Below are 16,698 nucleotides of genomic sequence, written 5' to 3'. Positions count from 1 at the left end.
CCCGGCCCGGTCGACCTGCTCCTTTACGGAACCCCTTCCGCCTGGCAGAAGCCGCCTTGCGCGGCGGTCGCGGTCGTCAGGAACCTGAGTTCCACCACGGCACGCGGGGCGAGGGCGCCCCGCACTCAGAGACGGGAACCTCTGCCATGCCTCACATGACCGCCTTCGCCAGGAACCAGTGGTACGTCGCCGCCTACAGCCATGAGGTGGGACGGGAGTTGCTCGGCAGGACGATCCTCGGTGAGACCCTCGTGCTGTACCGCACGGAGGAGGAAGGGACGCCGGTCGTCCTGCACGACCGCTGTGTGCACCGCCGGTACCCGCTGTCCGAGGCGCCGACCCGGCTCGACGGCGACCGGATCGTGTGCGGGTACCACGGGTTCACGTACGACACGACCGGCACGTGTGTGTATGTGCCGGGGCAGAAGCGCGTCCCGCGGACGGCGCGCGTGGCCTCGTACCCGGTCGTCGAGCAGGACTCCCTGATCTGGGTGTGGATCGGCGACCCGGCGCTCGCCGATCCGCAGGGCATCCCGCGGGCCAGGCACCTCGACTCCCCCGGCTGGGTCACCGTGCGCGGCATGGAGCCCATCGACTGCGACTACGGCCTCCTCGTCGACAACCTCCTCGACCTGTCCCACGAGACCTACCTGCACGGCGGCTACATCGGCACCCCCGAGGTCGCCGAGACGCCGATCACCACGGAGGTCGACGAAGGTGCCGGGATCGTCCGGGTGAGCCGGCACATGGACGACGCGGAGTGCCCGCCGTTCTACGCCAGGTCGACCGGCATCGAGGGCCGGATCACCCGCTGGCAGGACATCGAGTACCACGCGCCCTGCCTCTACCTGCTGCACAGCCGGATCGCCCCCGTGGGTGTGCTGCCCGAGGCGGACGGCAGCGACCCGAACGGCTTCCACACCGAGATCACGTACGCCATCACCCCGTCCGGCGACGGCAAGGTCTACGACTTCTGGGCCGTCTCCCGGGACTGGGCGACGGACGACGCCGAGGTCACCGAGTTCCTGCGGGGCAACAACCACACGGTCGTCATGCAGGACGTCACCGCCCTCAACCTGCTCCAGCGGACCCTGGGCACCGAGCGCACCGGCTACCAGGAGCTGAGCATCAACATCGACACCGGCGGCCTGGCCGCCCGCCGTATCCTCGCCCGGCTGGTCGAGGAGGGCGACAAGCCCGTGGAGAAGGTCCTGTGAGCGGCAGCCCCACCGGAGAGATCTACCGCATCGACTGGCTGCCGGGCACCGACGTGCTGCACGGCACCTGTCACTGCGGACGCGAGCACACCTCGCAGGACCCGATCGAGATGTGGGAGTGGATGCTCGCCCATCCCCAGGGACACCAGCCCCAGGGACAGCAGCCGCAGGGACACGATCCGCAAGGAAACAGCTCATGACCGCATACGAAGCCCAACTCGTCGTCGAGCACAGGGAGTTGGCGGCCGACGGCGTGCTCGCCCTCACCCTGCGCCACCCGCTCGGCGAGCCGCTCCCGGCGTGGGAGCCCGGCGCCCACATCGACGTCGTCCTCGGTCCGGAGCTGGAGCGGCAGTACTCGCTGTGCGGCGATCCGGCCGACCGGGACGCCTGGCGGATCGCGGTGCTGCGGGAACCGGACGGGCGGGGCGGATCCGCCCATGTGCACGAGCAGTTGGGGCTGGGCGCCAAGGTGCGGGTGCGCGGGCCGCGCAACCACTTCGCCCTGCGGCCGGCGCCCCGCTACCGCTTCATCGCCGGCGGCATCGGCATCACCCCGATCCTGCCGATGCTGGCGGCGGCGGAGGGCGCGGGGGCCGAGTGGAGCCTGCTGTACGGCGGGCGGTCCCGCCGGTCCATGGCGTTCACCGAGGAGTTGAGCCGCTACGGCGGCGACCGCGTCACCGTGGCACCCCAGGACGAGACCGGCCTTCTCGACCTCGCCCCGGTGCTCGACGAGGTTCCCGAGAGCACGCTCGTCTACTGCTGCGGGCCCGGGCCGCTGCTCGACGCGGTGGAGGCGCGGTGCCCGGCCGGGCTGCTGCATGTGGAGCGGTTCGCGCCGAAGGAGCAGGAGGGCGGCGAGAACACGGAGTTCGAGGTCGAGCTCGCCCGGAGCGGCCACACGGTGACCGTGCCCGCCGACGTCTCCGTGCTCGACGCCGTGCGCGCCGCCGGTGTCGAGGTGCTGTTCTCCTGCACCGAGGGCACCTGCGGGACCTGCGAGACCGATGTCCTCGACGGCACGCCGGACCACCGGGACTCCGTGCTCACGCAGGAGGAGCAGGAGAGCGGCGAGACGATGATGATCTGTGTGTCCCGCTGCCGTGGGAAGCGGCTCGTGCTGGACCTGTGATCCGTAGGTCGGCCTCGATCCGGGCCACCGCCGCGAGCAGATGCGGCAGCAGGTCCGCACGGATCGAGTCCACCGAGGTACGGCCGGCGTGCACCGCGATGTTCACGCCGGCCACCACCTCGCCGTCCGGTTCCCGCACCGGTGCGGCCACCGACCGGAGCCCCTCCTCCAACTCCTGGTCGACGATGGCGTAACCCTGCCGCCGGACGCGCCCCAGCTCGGCCCGCAGGCGGCCCGGAGAGGTGATCGTGCGCGAGGTCAGCTGCTTCAACTCCGCCCGCCCCAAGTGGAGTTCGACCTCCTCCTCAGGCAGATGGGCGAGGATCACCCGGCCCACCGACGTCACATACGCCGGGAACCGGGTCCCCACCGTGATGGCCGCCGTCATGATGCGCCGGGTCGGCACCCGCGCCACGTACACGATGTCCTGGCCGTCCAGAACGCACAGCGACGACGACTCCCTTACCCGGTCGACGAGTTGTTCGAGGTACGGCTCGGCGATCTGCGGCAGGGTGACGCTGGAGAGGTAGGAGTAGCCGAGCTCCAGCACGCGCGGGGTGAGGCGGAAGTGCCGGCCGTCCTGGTGGACGTAGCCGAGGTCGACGAGGGTGAGCAGCAGACGGCGGGCGGCGGCTCGGGTCAGCTCGCAGGTCTGGGCGACCTCGCTGAGGGTGCGGGCGGGGTGTTCGGCGTCGAAGGAGCGGATCACGGCGAGGCCGCGCTCGAAGGACCTCACGAAGTGCGGTGCGCGGTCTCCCGGAAGCATCGCCACCTCCAATGGTGTCAACCATGTTGTCGGGGAACCCGTGTGACCCGGTTCGGTTGAGACTTCCACCTTCCCGCTGGGCCTTCTCGCGCACTACTGTGCGCCTTGCGCACAACCTGTCGGAACACCGCTGCACCGTTGTCTGTACAGGAGGAGCCATGCGTCGTCTGTCGGCCGGTCTCACCGCCGGCGCCCTGCTGCTCGTCGCGACGGCCTGCGGCTCGTCCGACGGCGGTTCGTCGGACCCGGGCGCGTCGTCCGGCGGGATCACCACCGTCAGGGTCGGACTCATCCCGATCGTCGATGTCGCGCCGCTGTATCTCGGCCAGAAGCAGGGGATCTTCGAAAAGCAGGGCCTGAAGCTGGAGTTCACCACCGCGCAGGGCGGCGCGGCGATCGTGCCGGGCGTGGCGAGCGGACAGTTCCAGTTCGGGTTCAGCAATGTGACGTCCCTGATGGTCGCCCAGTCCAACGGCGTCCCGGTGAAGGCGGTCGCCAACGGCATCGCGTCGACCGGGGTGGCGGGCGAGGACTTCGGCGCCCTCATGGTCAAGAAGGGCAGCCAGGTCAAGTCCGCCAAGGAGCTGGAGGGCAAGAAGGTCGCCATCAACACCCTTAAGAACATCAACGAGACCGCCGTCCGCGAGTCCGTGCGCAAGGCCGGCGGCGATCCCGACAAGGTGAACTTCGTCGAGCTCGCCTTCGACCAGATGCCGGCCGCCCTCGACCAGGGCCAGATCGACGCCGCCATGGTGGTCGAGCCGGCGACCGCCACCATCAAGACCCAGGGCGGCGTGGAGATCGCCTCACCCCTGGTGGACGTCGCCCCGGACCTCACCGTGGCCATGTACTTCGCGTCCACGCAGTACGCGCAGCAGAACCCGGAGGTGGTGAAGAAGTTCCAGGACGCCACCGCCGAGTCCCTCGCCTACGCCGACGCCCATCCGGACGAGGCCCGCCAGATCATCACGACGTACACGAAGATCCCGGCGGACGTGCTGGCGAAGGTCACCCTGCCGAAGTGGCCGGCCGAGGCGAACCGGTCGTCCATCGAGGCCCTGATGAAGCTCGGCGAGACGGACGGCCTCTTCAAGAAGACGCCCGACCTGGACGCGCTCCTGCCGTGAGGGGCGGGAACGTCGCACTCGGTGCGGCCGGACTCGCGGCCTTCCTCGCCCTGGGTGAGGCGGCGCCGCGGCTCGGCCTGGTCAAGGAGGCCTACGTACCGCCGACGAGCCGGATCGCCGAGGCGCTCGTGCACGAGGCCGCCGACGCCGCCTTCTGGAGCGCGCTCGGCGACACGCTCACCGGCTGGGCGCTGGGCCTGGCCGTCGCGGTGTGCGCCGGTGTCGTCGTGGGCGTGCTCGTCTCGGTGGTGCCGTACCTGCGCGAGGCGACGGCCTCGACGATCGAGTTCCTGCGCCCCATCCCGTCGGTGGCACTGATCCCGCTGGCGGTACTGCTCTACGGCACCGAACTCAAGTCGGTGCTCCTGCTGGTGGTGTACGCCTCCTTCTGGCAGGTACTGATCCAGACCCTGTACGGCGTCCAGGACATCGACCCGGTCGCCGAGGAGACGGCACGCAGCTACGGACTCGGCACCTGGGCACGCGTGCGCCATGTGCTGTGGCCGACGGCCCTGCCGTACGTCATGACCGGCGTACGGCTCGCCGCGGCGGTGGCGCTGATCCTCGCGATCACCGCCGAACTCGTCATCGGCGCACCGGGGCTGGGCCGGCAGATCGCGGTCGCGCAGACCTCGCAGGCGGTGCCGGAGATGTACGCGCTGATCGTGGTCGCGGGGCTGCTGGGGCTGCTCATCAACGTCGGCGCACGGACGGTGGAGCGGCGGGCGCTGGCCTGGCACCAGTCGGTGCGCGGGGAGGTGGCGGTGTGATCGGACGCCTGCTGCTGAGGCTGCTCTTCGTCGTCGCGCTGCCCGCGGTGCTGGTCGCCGTGTGGTGGGCGGCGTCGAACGGCAGCACCGACCCCTTCTGGCCGCCGCTGCGGATGATCCTCGACACCTTCCCGGACGTCTGGACCGCCGACCGCCTGCGCACGGACGTCGTACCGAGCCTCCTGCGCCTCCTGGGCGGCTATGCCCTGGCCGCCGCGGTCGGCGTCGCGCTCGGCACGGTCATCGGCTCCTACCGCCAGGTGCGCGCGGTGTTCGAGCCGGTCCTGGAGTTCCTGCGAGCCGTGCCGCCGCCCGTGCTGGTCCCGGTCATCATGCTGTTCGCGGGCATCGGCGACACCATGAAGATCGTCGTGATCGCGAGCGGCTGCGTCTGGCCCATCCTGCTCAACACCGTGGAGGGCGTGCGCGCGGTCGACTCGGTGATGCTGGAGACGGCCCGCTCCTACGGCGTCACCGGCATCGCCCGCCTGCGCCATCTGGTGCTGCGCTCGGCGAGCCCGCAGATCTTCGCCGGACTGCGCCAGGCCCTCTCGATCGGCATCATCCTCATGGTCATCAGCGAGATGTTCGCCGCGAACAACGGCATCGGCTTCACCGTCGTCCAGTTCCAGCGCAGTTTCGCCATCCCCGACATGTGGACCGGCATCCTCGTCCTCGGTCTGCTCGGCTTCCTGCTCTCCGTCGTCTTCCAGCTGGTCGAGCGCCGGGTGCTCGGCTGGTATCGCGGTCTGCGTGCGACCACCCGGCGGTCTTGAGTGAACACCGTGAAGGGGCGGGTCATGCTCGACGTACGCGGCCTGAAGAAGGTCTACGAGGGTTCCGGACGGCGCGTGGAGGCGGTGCGCGACCTCACCTTCACCGTCGAAGCGGGCGAACTGGTCTGTCTGGTCGGCCCGTCGGGCTGCGGCAAGACGACTCTGCTGAAGTGCATGGGAGGGCTGCTCACGCCGACGAGCGGCGAAGTGCTCCTGGAGGGACGGAGGGTGACCGGTCCACCGCCCGGTATGGCGTTCGTCTTCCAGGAGTACGGACGCAGTCTGTTCCCTTGGATGCGGGTCGGCGCGAACGTCGAACTCCCGCTCAGGCAGAAGGACTTGAGCAAGGCGCGACGCCGGGAGCTGGTGCGCGACGCGCTGGAGTCGGTCGGGCTGACGGATGCCGTCGGGGCGTATCCGTGGCAGCTGTCCGGCGGCATGCAGCAACGCGTCGCCATCGCCCGCGCGCTCGCGTACGAGCCCCGTGTGCTGCTGATGGACGAGCCGTTCGCCGCCGTGGACGCGCAGACCCGGGCCGATCTGGAGGACCTGGTCCGGGGGCTGTGGCGGGACCGCGGCATCACGATCCTGTTCGTCACCCATGACATCGACGAGGCCGTGTACCTGGGCGAGCGGGTGCTCGTCCTGTCCGCCTCCCCCACCGTCGTCCAGGAACAGCTGAAGGTCGACCTGCCCGCCGAGCGCGACCAGCTGCACACCCGCGTCGACCCGCGCTTCGCCGAACTGCGCACCCATGTGTACGAGCAGATCCAGACGGCGAAGCGCGGGGGGACCGAGACCGGTCCCCCCGGGAAGGTCGTCACATGAGGAACGCCTCCACTCACCGCGCGCGGCTTGCGCGGAAGCTCTGACGGGGCGCCGTCGACGACCTGAACGCCGACGGTGCCCCGGTCAGTCCTCGGGGGTGGGCACCACGCGCAGACGGGCGGCGCCGCGGCGCACCGCGCGCGCCCTGGGCCGGTCGCGGCGCACCTCGCGCAGCACCAGCGTCAGCCGGGTGTGGCCCATCTCGCGCAGGGTGCGGGGCGTCTCGTCGACGACCCGGCAGTCGGTGGCGCCCCAGCGCGGATCCGGGTGGAGCAGCGGGCGTACGGCGCCGTCCTGGGCGACCGCCCGCTCGCCGACCGCGCGGATCCAGTGCGGCAGGCCCTGCCGGTAGGCGGCCTCCATGAGGGGGTCCTGGGCGATCTCGCGGCGGATGGCCTGGAGGCCGTGGTCATGGCCGTGCAACTCCACGGCGGCGGCGAAGTGGGCCAGCATCGGCAGGCACCAGCTGGACTCGTGGTCGCCGAGGACCGTGCTCGCGTCCGGATGGAAGAGCACGAACCTGAGGAAGTTGTCGTCGGGCATTGCCGTCGGATGCGGGCCCACACAACGGAAAAGTGACGCGAAAGCGGTGTTCGCCAGAACGACGTCCCAGCGGTGGTCGACGACGACGGACGGGAAGGGCACGGCCTCCACGAGGGTGGCGTAGTCCCGTAGGTACGCCTCGGCCTCGGACCGCTCGGGGACGGACCGCGGTACGGACCGCTGTCCACCTGCCTGATATGCCATCGAGAGGTCACCCCTCTTGCCTATGCGGCCTTCACGCGGCGCCTTGATCCTGCTGCCCACGCCGGAGCCGTGTCAACTATCGTGGCATTCCGTGCCGGTTGACGGCTGAAATTGGACACAGTTGTGGCGAGACCTGGATGTGAGTTCGAACTACCCGGTAATCTCCGTCGAGTTCACGGCAACCGCTTGTGAGAAGCCTGTGAGAGACGTAGGAGATCTGTCGGTGACGGATGGCATCGAGGGTCCGGGCGTTACGCCGACGGCTGAGCTGCCGGCCGTCGTCGCTCGTGTCACCGCGCTCGCCGACCGGCTCGGCGTGCCGCACGCGGAGGTCTTCGACACCGGCCGTCTGTCCGTCGCCTCCGGCGTCCCGGTGCCGGTGATCAAGGCCCTGCTGAGCGGGCGCCCCGCGGGCGAGCCCGATGTACAGGCCCGGTTCCTCCAGCGCCTCGATCTGCTGCGGCGCACCCGCCTCAAGCCGAACGGCCGCAAGTACACCCAGCAGGAGATCGCTGACGGCGCGGGCATGTCACGGCAGCAGGCGGGCGCCCTCATCAACGGCGACCGGCGCCCCACCATGGAGCACTGCGACGCCATCCAGCGCTTCTACCGGGTACACGCCGGATTCCTCACGGCCGAGGACCCCGAGGCGCTCGCGGGCGCGCTCCAGCGTACCGAGCAGGACCTGCTCCAGAAGCTCGCCGAGCGTGAGGCGGCCCAGTCGGCCGAGGATCCGCTGGAGAGACTCCTCCAGGACCACGGGGTGCGCGGCATCGCCTGGCGGGCCGCCCAACTTCCCACCGACCAGCATCGCGACAAGGTCGCGGAGTGGCTGGACATGCTCCTGGAGAGCGTCAAGCGGCCCGAGTCGTGATCCGGGGAGAACGGGAGACCAGTGGGCATCGGTAGGGAAATGCGCCGCCTGTGCGGCGAGTTGGTCGCGGAGCTGGCGCTTTCGGCGCCCGCGCCGCCGGAGAAGCTGTACCGCGCGCTGTGCGACGCGATGAGCAGACGCCGCGGCCGGCCCGTCCACTTCCGTACCGCCGCCTTCCCGCCCGGTACCGCCAGTGGGCTGTGGCTCGACATGGCAGACCAGGACCTCGTGGTGATCGAGGAACGCACCGCGCCCGACCACCAGCTGGTGATCCTCGGCCACGAGCTGTGGCACATGAAGGCCGGCCACGGCAGCCACAGCGTCGAGGGCGCCACCGTGGCGGCCCGGCTCCTCCAAGACGACGCCGACTTACGGTCGACGGTGCTGAAGGTCGCCGCCCGCGACCACTTCGACCAGGCCGAGGAGAAGGAGGCCGAGAGCTTCGGCCTGCTGCTCGCCAGCAAGTGCCGTACCTGGCTGGCGGTTTCCTCGGTACGGGGACAGCGTGACCATCTGGCCGGGCGGATCGAGGCGTCACTGGGCTACCTGGGGCCACAGGGCTGACCCACCGCCCTGCCGAGGCCCGATTGTCAGTGGTGGACGGCAAGCTGGTGGTGCGCCTCCATGTGCGGGGCGTGACGCGATGACGCCGACCTGGGGAGAGCCGACCGATGCCCACCGCCGTACTGACCGACCGCGAGCGCACCGCCGTCCAGGCCTATCTGCGGCTGTTGCACACCGTGCGAGCCGCGTTCGACGGTCCTCCCGGGGGCGGCCGGCCACCCGTGGTGCCGCCCGCCGTCCTCGCCGAGGCGGAACAGGCCCTGGCGGACGCGGGGCTGACGGGCAACGAGGAGGAGTTCTTCCGGATGCTGCGGAGCTGGTGCCCGGCGGAGCCGTAGCGCGCCGCGCGCGGGCCCCGGGGGCTCAGGTGTGCGGCACACTCACCGCTGTCGCCACCAGCCCCCGCTGGACGGTCCATCGGCCCTCGAACCGGTCGAGCCTGCGGTCGCCGACCCACGGGCCCGGCACGAGGAGCCGGGCGCGGAGACCGCCGCCGCGCTGTTCACCGGGGTCGGCGAAGATCTCGATGTCGGCCTCGGTGAAGTCCAGCCACTTTCCGGTGAGCGGGAACCACGCCTTGTAGACGGATTCCTTGGCGCTGAACAGCAGCCGGTCCCAGTGGATGCCGGGGTGGTCGCCGGACAGCCTGCGCAGCCGCTCGGCCTCGGCGGGCAGGGCGACGGCGGACAGGACGCCGTCCGGGAGCGTCTGGTGGGGCTCGGCATCGATGCCGAGGGAGGCCAGATCGGCGGCGCGGACCAGCGCGGCGGCGCAGTAGCCCGCGCAGTGGGTCATGCTGCCGGTCAGGCCCGCCGGCCAGGTCGGGGCGCCGCGTTCGCCGGGCAGGATGGGCTGGGGGGGCACGCCGAGCTTGTCCATGGCACGGCGCGCACAGGAGCGGACGACGGCGAACTCCCGGCGCCGTTTGTCGACGGCCCGGGCCACGACCGCCTCCTCCTCGGGGTACAGGGCGGTGTTCGCGGGCTCTTCGTCGCCGTACGCCTCGACGGCGACCACAGAGGCCGGCAGCAGTTCCTCGATCAACGGGTCGTGTCCTTACTGGGCAGAATCCGGCGCAGCCGTCCCGGTGAGTCCGGTCGTTTGCGCCACTCACGGGGGTAGCCCACCGACACCTCCTCGAAGCGGACGCCCTCATGCCAGGTGGTCCGCGGGATGTGGAGATGGCCGTAGACCATGGTCTCGACCCGGAACCTGCGGTGCCAGTCCGCGGTGAGCCGGGTGCCGCACCACATGGCGAACTCGGGGTACCACAGTACGTCGGTCGGGTGCCGGTCCAGCGGGTAGTGGTTGACGAGGACGGTGGGCAGGTCCTCGGGCAGTGCGGCGAGCCGGCGCTCGGTCTCGGCGACCCGGGCCGCGCACCAGGCCTCGCGGGACGGGAACGGGTCGGGGTGCAGCAGGTACTCGTCGTTGCACACGATCCCGGTCCCGTGGGCGTACGTCAGCCCCTCCTCCTTGGTGGTGCAGCCGGAGGGCAGGAACGAGTAGTCGTACAGCAGGAACAGCGGAGCCACGGCGACCGGGCCGCCGGGGCCGTCCCAGACGGGGTAGGGGTCCTCGGGGGTCGTCACGCCGAGTTCCCGGCACATCTCGACCAGATGCTCGTAGCGGGCGACACCGCGCAGGGTGACGGTGTCCTTCGGATGGGTCCACAGTTCGTGGTTGCCGGGTGCCCAGACGACCTTGCGGAAGCGGCCGGCGAGTGTCCTGAGGGCCCAGCGGACGTCGGCCACGGTCTCGGCCACGTCACCGGCGACGAGCAGCCAGTCGTCGTCGGAGTCCGGCCGCATCTTCTCGACGAGGGCGCGGTTCTCCTCGTAGCCGATATGCAGGTCACTGATGGCCAGCAGTTGTCCGGCACCGCCGACCGTCGACGTCACCCCTCGCCCCTTTCGATCACACGAATGACAACACGAGAACACAGGATGCGTTCACCGTACAAGGGGGACACGCATCACCTGGGCAGGGGGCGGCCCGGGCCGACGGGCGGTCAGGAATGATCCGCGATTCCGTAACACGTACGTTGCACGCGGCGCCCTTTGAAAGCCGTATGATCGCCCCAACACCACCGCCTGGACTTCCCTTCGCACGGGGCGGTTTGGTGTCCCTCCAACCACCCTGCCCGGGCACGGGCCTGCTTTGCCCTGCCCGCGAACCCCGAAAGGACGGCCCTGCATGGTCTCTCGCGTACGCGTCTGGCTCAACCGCACGTACGCGGAGAACGTGTTCTTCATGGATCAGCTGCGGAGAAATCCCAGCGATCGGGCCGTCGAGATCCATGCGACGCACGGGGACGCCGACTCGCCCGTGCTGGCCGCCGCCGACACCGCCGAACTGGAGCCGGAGGGCCTGTCCCCGGCCGCGTACGTCGAGTACGCGCTCGCCCAGTGCCGGCGCCGTGGCATCGACGTGTTCGTGCCGCGGCTGCACCAGTCGGCGGTCGTGGCGCACCGCGCGGAGTTCGAGGCGGTCGGTACGGCCTTGCTGGCACCGCCGCCGGAGGCCGTGGCGGTCTTCCAGGACAAGGTGATCGCGTACGAGGCCGTGCAGGCCATCGGGGTGCCGGTGCCGCCGTGGTGGCGGGTGCGCGACGCCGATGAACTCGTCGCCGCGGTCGAGGAGTTGGAGGCGGGCGGGCACAAGGCCTGCTTCAAACCGGCGTCCGGTGCGGGCGGGGTGGGCTTCCGCATGATCACACGCGCCCCCTTCTCGCTCATGCACCTCAACGGGTTCCCGACTCCGTATGTGCAGCTGGATCTTGTCGTGGACGCGTTGCGGCGGGCCGACGAGCCGGTGGACTGGCTGGTCATGCCGCGGCTGGAGCAGCCCGAGGTGTCGGTGGACTGCCTCACCGGTCCCGACAACCGGGTCCGGCTGGCGATCGGCCGGATCAAGAACGGCCGGCGTCGCGGGTTCACGCTTCAGGAGCCGTGGCTGGAGCCGGCGCGGCTGATCGCGGAGGGGTTCGGGCTGCACTATCTGTCCAACATCCAGTTCCGGATGTTCGGGGAGACTCCGGTGCTGATGGATGTGAACACGCGGCCCGCCGGCGGCTTGCATCAGCTGTCGCTGTGCGGGGTCAACGTGCCCTGGCTGGCTGTTCAGTTGGCGCTCGGTGAGGATCCGGGCGAGGTGGCTCCGCCGTTCCTCGGGCAGGACTACACGGTGGTTTCGGGGCCGCGGCCGCTGCGGCCGGTGTCCATTCCCCAGCAGCGGGGGGAGATTGAAGCGCCGTTGCTGCCGGCGGTGCCCGCGCCGGCACCGGTGGATTCGGTCGATGCAGCTGGGGCGGCTCAGGTTCTGCCTCTTTAGGTTGCGTTGCGTTGCCGGGTGCGGGTTGCGTCGGGTCGAGAACACCTGCCTGTGCCGCGGGCACGCCGACCGAACCGAGCGAGGGGTGTATCAGGGCGCGGACAGCGTGCTCATAAGAGTGAAAGGCACGGGGGATCAGCGGGGGATCCACGGGGGGACGCACCACGACGGGGGATGTACGGGGGCTTCGGGTCGGCCGGCGCTGTCACGGGGGTGGCGGCCGGCCGGCCCGAAGGTGCGTAGCGGGGTCAGAAGCGGCCCGCGCCGCGGTACAGCTCCAGTTCCCCTTCCAACTCGACGGCCAGCACCGTGGCGTGCGGGTCGAGGTCGGCTCCGGTGGGCGGTTCGATCCAGAGGACGCCCGGTGTTTCGTGCAGGCCGCCGGTGATGCGGTGGGCCAGTTCGGTGCCGCTGCCGAGGACCGTGACCCGGCGTACCGAGCCGAGCAGTCCGCGCACGTTGATCTCGGCACGCGGCGCGTCGAAGAGGATCAGGTAGAGGGTGCGGCGGTCCTTGGAGAGGGTGCTCGGGCCGTAGTGGTGGCCGGGCGGGAGGCCGCGCCCGGTGCCGTACACCGCCTCCGCGTGCCGCGCGATCCAGTCGCCCAGCCCCTCCAGACGTTCGGCCTGCTCCCGTGGGATCGTGCCGTCCTCGCGTGGTCCGACGCTGAGCAGCAGGTTGCCACCGCCTCCGATCGTCTCCGTGAAGTAGCGGATCAGCTGGTCGACCGACTTGTGGTTGTGGTCGTGGTGCTGATGGCCCCAGGAGTCGTTGATCGTCAGGCACAGCTCCCAGGGACCCTCGGGCGGGACGACCGGGGCGCCCTGTTCCGGTGTGGCGTAGTCGCCCTCGCTGAGCATGCGGGCGTTGAAGACGACGTCCGGCACCTCGGAGCGGATCAACGCGGCCAGCTCGGGGATCCGCCACTGCTCCTCGCTGCGGTCCCACTCGCCGTCGAACCACAGCAGGTCCGGCTTGTAGCGGGAGGTGAGTTCCCGGAGCTGGCCGTCCCGGTAGGCGAGGAAGCGTTCCCAGGCGTCCAGGTCCTCGTCCTCGGCCGCGACCTCCGAGTAACGGTTGTCCTCCAGCTCCGGCGGGCGGCCGGGCTTGCGCGTGGAGGCGTAATCGGGGTGGCTCCAGTCCGAGTGCGAGTAGTACAGGCCGACCTTGAGGCCCTGCTCGCGCAGGGCGTCCGCGTAGCCGCCGATCAGGTCGCGGCCCACGTTCAGATCGCCGTGGGCCGTGTCCCAGAGGGCCACGCCGTCGTGGTGACGGCTGGTCAGGACGGCGTACCCGGCGCCGGCCCGCGCGAAGAGCCTGGCCCAGTCGCGCGGGTCGTAGCGGGAGGCGGTGAAGCGGTCGAGCTGCGACATGTACCGGTCGTACGGGACGATGTCGTCGTAGAACGACCAGGACTCCTGGACACCGTCCACGGCGTAGATGCCCCAGTGGATGAAGATCCCCAACTTGGCGTCGGTGAACCAGGGTTGCATCGGCATGGGGTCAGCCCCTGCGCAACCGGAGCGTCAGCACCTGGAAGGGCCGCAGCGAGACCGGCACGCCGCCGTCGCAGACCTCGGCCGTCTCCTCCAGCGGGCGCTCCAGCAGGTCGGTGACCTGGGCTCCGGCCAGCGGGAAGCCGGTGCGCAGTACGCCCTGGGCGCGACCGCCGCCCGACTCGTACAGGCGCACCACGACGTCACCGGACCCGTCGTCGGCGAGCTTGACCGCCTCGACCGTCACGCCGTGGCCGTCGACCGAGACGACCGGTTCGGGAGCGCCGGCCGCGTCCGCCACCCGGAGCGGCAGGTTGAGGGAGTACCCCTCGGCGACGGTGTCCTCGATGCTCGCGCCGGGCAGCAGCGAGTACGTGAAGCGGTGCTTGCCCTGGTCGGCCTCCGGGTCCGGGATGCGCGGGGCGCGGACCAGGCTGAGCCGGACCGTGGTCGTCGTACCGCCGTCGTCACGGACCGTGCGGGAGACGTCGTGGCCGTAGGTGGAGTCGTTCAGCACCGCGACGCCGTAGCCCGGTTCGCCGACGTGCACCCAGCGGTGGCCGGAGACCTCGAAGCGGGCCGCCTCCCAGCTGGTGTTGGTGTGGGTGGGCCGCTGGATGTGGCCGAACTGGATCTCGGCGGAGGAGTGCGCGGCCCGGACGTCCACCGGGAACGCGGCCTTGAGGATCTTCTCCGCCTCGTGCCAGTCGATCTCGGTCTCGAAGTCGATGCGGGGGCTGTCGGCGCGCAGCGTGATGGTCTGGGTGATCGTCGAGCCCTTGCCGAAGGAGCGGGTCACGCGGATCGCGCCCAGCAGCGGGTCCTCGGAGACGACCTCGATCGACGTGGGCTCCAGCAGGTCCGTGTACCGGTTCTTGTAGTGCTTGTCGATGTCCCAGGCGTCCCAGTAGTTCGGGAGGTCGGTGTGCAGGCGGAGCAAGTTGCCCTTGTCGCCCAGGACTTCACGCCGGGCCCGCACATCGAAGACCGAGGACAGGGTGCCGTCCTGCGCCACCTCCACGCGTACCAGGCCGTTGTCGAGGACGTGGCCGAGGACGCGGACCGGCTGTGCGGGCTCGGCGTCGGTCAGCGGAGCGCTGCCGCCCGCGGGCACTTCCACGTACGCCGGCGTCCCCGCGGCCGTACGGACCACCTCTGCACGGTCGAACGGGCTGGTGTTGAAGACCCGGGTGCCTCCGGCCCCCAGCGCCGCCACCGCCTCGGCCGTCAGCGCCTCCAGCTCCTCGGCGACACGGGCGTATTCGGCCTCCGCCTCGCGGTGCACCCAGGCGATCGACGAGCCCGGCAGGATGTCGTGGAACTGGTGCAGCAGGACCGTCTTCCAGAGCCGGTCCAGCTTCTCGTACGGGTAGGAGTAGCCCGGCGCGTGCAGCGCGGCCGTCGTCGCCCACAGCTCGGCCTCGCGGAGCCTGTGCTCGGAGCGGCGGTTGCCCTGCTTGGTGCGGGCCTGGGAGGTGTAGGTGGCCCGGTGCAGCTCCAGGTAGAGCTCGCCGACCCAGACCGGGGCGTCCGGGTACTCCTCGCGGGCCTGGGCGAAGAACTCGTCCGGGTGCTCGACGACGACCTTGGGTGAGCCCTCCAGGTCGGCGAGCCGGCGGGCCCGCTCCATGATCTCGCGGGTGGGGCCGCCTCCGCCGTCGCCCCAGCCGAAGGGGGCCAATGACCGGGTGCCGCCGCCCTTCTCCGAGTAGTTGCGGACCGCGCGGTCCATCTCCTCGCCGCTGAAGCGGGCGTTGTAGGTGTCGACCGGCGGGAAGTGGGTGAAGATGCGGGTGCCGTCGATGCCCTCCCACCAGAAGGTGTGGTGGGGGAACTTGTTGGTCTGGTTCCAGGAGATCTTCTGGGTCAGGAACCATTCGTTGCCGGCGAGCTTGGCGAGCTGCGGGTAGGCGGCGGTGTAGCCGAAGGAGTCCGGCAGCCAGACGCCCTTGGTCTCGACGCCGAAGTGCTCGATGAAGAACCGCTTGCCGTGGACGAGCTGGCGGGCGATGGCCTCGCCGCCGGGCAGATTGCCGTCGGCCTCGACCCACATGCCGCCGACCGGCGCCCACTGGCCCTTCTTCACGGACTCCTGGATGCGGGCCCAGACGTGCGGGTAGTTGTCGCGCACCCACTCGTACTGCTGGGCCTGCGAGCAGGCGAAGATGAAGTCGTCGTACTCGTCGGCCAGCGACGTGACGTTGGAGAAGGTGCGGGAGGTCTTGCGCTTGGTCTCGCGGATCGGCCAGAGCCAGGCGGAGTCGATGTGCGCGTGGCCGACACCGGAGATGGTGTGCGCGCTGGCGTGCGCGGGGCGGGCCAGGACGGGGGCGAGCACCTCGCGTACGGCGGCCGCGCTGCCGGAGACGTCGTCCAGGTCGAGGGCGTCCATGGCCCGGTCGAGGGCGTGCATGATCTCGTGGCGGCGCGGCTCGTGCTCGCCGAGGTGGACCATGAGCTCGCGCAGCACCTGGATGTCCAGGTCGAGGTGCCAGACCTCCTCGTCCAGGACGGCGATGTCGGCGCGCTGGAAGGTGTAGAGCGGCTTGTCGCCCGCCGTGAGGATGTCGCCGAGCGGGGTCGTCCTCGAGAAGTTGTCGGCCAGGATGTCCGGGTTGGAGGCGGCCTCGACCAGGTAGTCGATCTCCTCGCCGCCCGCGACCGGGTTGCCGATCGGCACGTACTGGTTGAGCGGGTTGACCGCCTTCAGGGGCCGGCCGTCGGGCAGGTGGACCAGGGCCTCGGCCTGGTTGCCGGGCCAGTCCCCCACGAAGCCGAGGTCGATGACCGCCTCGACGCGCCGTCCGGCCCACTCGGCGGGCACCCGGCCGCGCATCCGGAACCAGGTCGTGCCCCAGGGCGGACCCCACGGGGTGTCCATCGCGAAGGGCGTGTAGCGGGCGGCCGCGGCCTCCTCGAAGGAGACCGGCTCACCCGGCGCCTGCCAGGCCTCGACCTCGAAGGGGACGGTGGCCGAGTAGATCGCGGGCTTGATGCGCTGGTTGTGGACGCGCTCGACGCGTTCCTCGATCCGGCGGCGTTCGTCGTGCATGAGAAGTCTCCAG

At 70.6% G+C, this 16,698-nt stretch carries 17 protein-coding genes; 11 read left to right on the top strand and 6 right to left on the bottom strand.

The features are described 5' to 3' along the window. Positions 1-146 precede the first annotated feature (146 nt). From KUM44_RS12550 to KUM44_RS12540, 3 genes are read left to right on the top strand one after another with little or no spacing between them, the layout of a single operon-like run. Positions 147-1,217, top strand: a complete 1,071-nt coding sequence (locus KUM44_RS12550; RefSeq protein ID WP_217207904.1) for an aromatic ring-hydroxylating dioxygenase subunit alpha — start codon at positions 147-149, stop codon at positions 1,215-1,217. Then, the gene (locus KUM44_RS12545) at positions 1,214-1,417 is read left to right on the top strand and encodes a hypothetical protein (RefSeq protein ID WP_217207903.1); all 204 of its coding nucleotides are present in this window, start codon (positions 1,214-1,216) and stop codon (positions 1,415-1,417) included. The genes KUM44_RS12550 and KUM44_RS12545 overlap by 4 nt, the downstream gene beginning before the upstream one ends. Next, the gene (locus KUM44_RS12540; protein WP_217207902.1) at positions 1,414-2,352 is read left to right on the top strand and encodes a PDR/VanB family oxidoreductase; all 939 of its coding nucleotides are present in this window, start codon (positions 1,414-1,416) and stop codon (positions 2,350-2,352) included. The genes KUM44_RS12545 and KUM44_RS12540 overlap by 4 nt, the downstream gene beginning before the upstream one ends. Here the strand turns inward: KUM44_RS12540 and KUM44_RS12535 are convergent. Continuing rightward, positions 2,267-3,118, bottom strand: coding sequence for an IclR family transcriptional regulator C-terminal domain-containing protein (locus tag KUM44_RS12535; protein WP_217207901.1), 852 nt, complete (start codon positions 3,116-3,118; stop codon positions 2,267-2,269). The genes KUM44_RS12540 and KUM44_RS12535 overlap by 86 nt on opposite strands. A 158-nt stretch (positions 3,119-3,276) precedes the next feature. Here KUM44_RS12535 and KUM44_RS12530 point away from each other — a divergent pair, with 158 nt between their 5' ends. The 4 genes from KUM44_RS12530 to KUM44_RS12515 are packed head-to-tail and all read left to right on the top strand — an operon-like array spanning position 3,277 to position 6,619. After that, positions 3,277-4,245 carry an ABC transporter substrate-binding protein gene (locus tag KUM44_RS12530; RefSeq protein WP_217207900.1) on the top strand — a complete coding sequence of 323 codons (969 nt, stop codon included), beginning with the start codon at positions 3,277-3,279 and terminating at the stop codon, positions 4,243-4,245. After that, entirely contained in the window at positions 4,242-5,015 is a 774-nt protein-coding gene (locus KUM44_RS12525) for an ABC transporter permease (RefSeq protein ID WP_217207899.1), read from the top strand. Before KUM44_RS12530 ends, KUM44_RS12525 begins: the two co-directional genes overlap by 4 nt. After that, on the top strand, positions 5,015-5,791 hold the full coding sequence (locus KUM44_RS12520; RefSeq protein ID WP_217208138.1) for an ABC transporter permease: 777 nt from the start codon (positions 5,015-5,017) through the stop codon (positions 5,789-5,791). Before KUM44_RS12525 ends, KUM44_RS12520 begins: the two co-directional genes overlap by 1 nt. A 24-nt stretch (positions 5,792-5,815) precedes the next feature. Beyond that, positions 5,816-6,619, top strand: coding sequence for an ABC transporter ATP-binding protein (locus KUM44_RS12515; protein WP_217207898.1), 804 nt, complete (start codon positions 5,816-5,818; stop codon positions 6,617-6,619). A gap of 84 nt (positions 6,620-6,703) precedes the next feature. Here KUM44_RS12515 and KUM44_RS12510 read toward each other — a convergent pair whose 3' ends face one another. Next, positions 6,704-7,366: a hypothetical protein gene (locus KUM44_RS12510; RefSeq protein ID WP_217207897.1), complete on the bottom strand. Its 663-nt coding sequence runs from the start codon at positions 7,364-7,366 to the stop codon at positions 6,704-6,706. Between the two features lie 223 nt (positions 7,367-7,589). Here KUM44_RS12510 and KUM44_RS12505 point away from each other — a divergent pair, with 223 nt between their 5' ends. From KUM44_RS12505 to KUM44_RS12495, 3 genes are all read left to right on the top strand, one after another. Further along, positions 7,590-8,240 carry a helix-turn-helix transcriptional regulator gene (locus KUM44_RS12505; protein ID WP_217207896.1) on the top strand — a complete coding sequence of 217 codons (651 nt, stop codon included), beginning with the start codon at positions 7,590-7,592 and terminating at the stop codon, positions 8,238-8,240. A 39-nt stretch (positions 8,241-8,279) separates the two neighbouring features. Next, positions 8,280-8,804, top strand: a complete 525-nt coding sequence (locus KUM44_RS12500; RefSeq protein ID WP_217208137.1) for a toxin-antitoxin system, toxin component — start codon at positions 8,280-8,282, stop codon at positions 8,802-8,804. Positions 8,805-8,911: 107 nt separating this feature from the next. Continuing rightward, positions 8,912-9,142 carry a hypothetical protein gene (locus tag KUM44_RS12495; protein WP_217207895.1) on the top strand — a complete coding sequence of 77 codons (231 nt, stop codon included), beginning with the start codon at positions 8,912-8,914 and terminating at the stop codon, positions 9,140-9,142. Between the two features lie 25 nt (positions 9,143-9,167). Here the strand turns inward: KUM44_RS12495 and KUM44_RS12490 are convergent, their stop codons facing one another. Both KUM44_RS12490 and KUM44_RS12485 read right to left on the bottom strand, forming a co-directional pair. Continuing rightward, positions 9,168-9,848 carry a 4'-phosphopantetheinyl transferase gene (locus KUM44_RS12490; RefSeq protein WP_217207894.1) on the bottom strand — a complete coding sequence of 227 codons (681 nt, stop codon included), beginning with the start codon at positions 9,846-9,848 and terminating at the stop codon, positions 9,168-9,170. Next, entirely contained in the window at positions 9,845-10,705 is an 861-nt protein-coding gene (locus tag KUM44_RS12485; protein WP_217207893.1) for a metallophosphoesterase, read from the bottom strand. Before KUM44_RS12485 ends, KUM44_RS12490 begins: the two co-directional genes overlap by 4 nt. A 295-nt stretch (positions 10,706-11,000) precedes the next feature. Here KUM44_RS12485 and KUM44_RS12480 point away from each other — a divergent pair, with 295 nt between their 5' ends. Then, on the top strand, positions 11,001-12,137 hold the full coding sequence (locus KUM44_RS12480) for an ATP-grasp domain-containing protein (protein ID WP_217207892.1): 1,137 nt from the start codon (positions 11,001-11,003) through the stop codon (positions 12,135-12,137). 248 nt (positions 12,138-12,385) lie between these two features. Here the strand turns inward: KUM44_RS12480 and KUM44_RS12475 are convergent, their stop codons facing one another. Then, on the bottom strand, positions 12,386-13,636 hold the full coding sequence (locus tag KUM44_RS12475; RefSeq protein ID WP_217207891.1) for an alpha-L-fucosidase: 1,251 nt from the start codon (positions 13,634-13,636) through the stop codon (positions 12,386-12,388). A gap of 4 nt (positions 13,637-13,640) precedes the next feature. After that, positions 13,641-16,685: a glycoside hydrolase family 38 C-terminal domain-containing protein gene (locus KUM44_RS12470; RefSeq protein ID WP_217207890.1), complete on the bottom strand. Its 3,045-nt coding sequence runs from the start codon at positions 16,683-16,685 to the stop codon at positions 13,641-13,643. Positions 16,686-16,698: the final 13 nt, after the last annotated feature.

It is taken from the genome of Streptomyces sp. AC550_RSS872 (genome assembly GCF_019049285.1).
Classification (GTDB): Bacteria; Actinomycetota; Actinomycetes; order Streptomycetales; family Streptomycetaceae; genus Streptomyces.
Note: the sequence above shows the minus strand (reverse complement) of the source record. Positions and strands in the feature narration are given on the sequence as shown.

What these genes read in the sequence shown, in the direction of transcription:
- KUM44_RS12550 (WP_217207904.1), top strand. Translation starts at nt 147, where the DNA reads ATGCCTCACATGACCGCCTTCGCCAGGAACCAGTGGTACGTCGCCGCC.
- KUM44_RS12540 (WP_217207902.1), top strand. Translation starts at nt 1,414, where the DNA reads ATGACCGCATACGAAGCCCAACTCGTCGTCGAGCACAGGGAGTTGGCG.
- KUM44_RS12535 (WP_217207901.1), bottom strand. Translation starts at nt 3,118, where the DNA reads ATGCTTCCGGGAGACCGCGCACCGCACTTCGTGAGGTCCTTCGAGCGC.
- KUM44_RS12530 (WP_217207900.1), top strand. Translation starts at nt 3,277, where the DNA reads ATGCGTCGTCTGTCGGCCGGTCTCACCGCCGGCGCCCTGCTGCTCGTC.
- KUM44_RS12515 (WP_217207898.1), top strand. Translation starts at nt 5,816, where the DNA reads ATGCTCGACGTACGCGGCCTGAAGAAGGTCTACGAGGGTTCCGGACGG.
- KUM44_RS12510 (WP_217207897.1), bottom strand. Translation starts at nt 7,366, where the DNA reads ATGGCATATCAGGCAGGTGGACAGCGGTCCGTACCGCGGTCCGTCCCC.
- KUM44_RS12500 (WP_217208137.1), top strand. Translation starts at nt 8,280, where the DNA reads ATGCGCCGCCTGTGCGGCGAGTTGGTCGCGGAGCTGGCGCTTTCGGCG.
- KUM44_RS12495 (WP_217207895.1), top strand. Translation starts at nt 8,912, where the DNA reads ATGCCCACCGCCGTACTGACCGACCGCGAGCGCACCGCCGTCCAGGCC.
- KUM44_RS12480 (WP_217207892.1), top strand. Translation starts at nt 11,001, where the DNA reads ATGGTCTCTCGCGTACGCGTCTGGCTCAACCGCACGTACGCGGAGAAC.
- KUM44_RS12475 (WP_217207891.1), bottom strand. Translation starts at nt 13,636, where the DNA reads ATGCCGATGCAACCCTGGTTCACCGACGCCAAGTTGGGGATCTTCATC.
- KUM44_RS12470 (WP_217207890.1), bottom strand. Translation starts at nt 16,685, where the DNA reads ATGCACGACGAACGCCGCCGGATCGAGGAACGCGTCGAGCGCGTCCAC.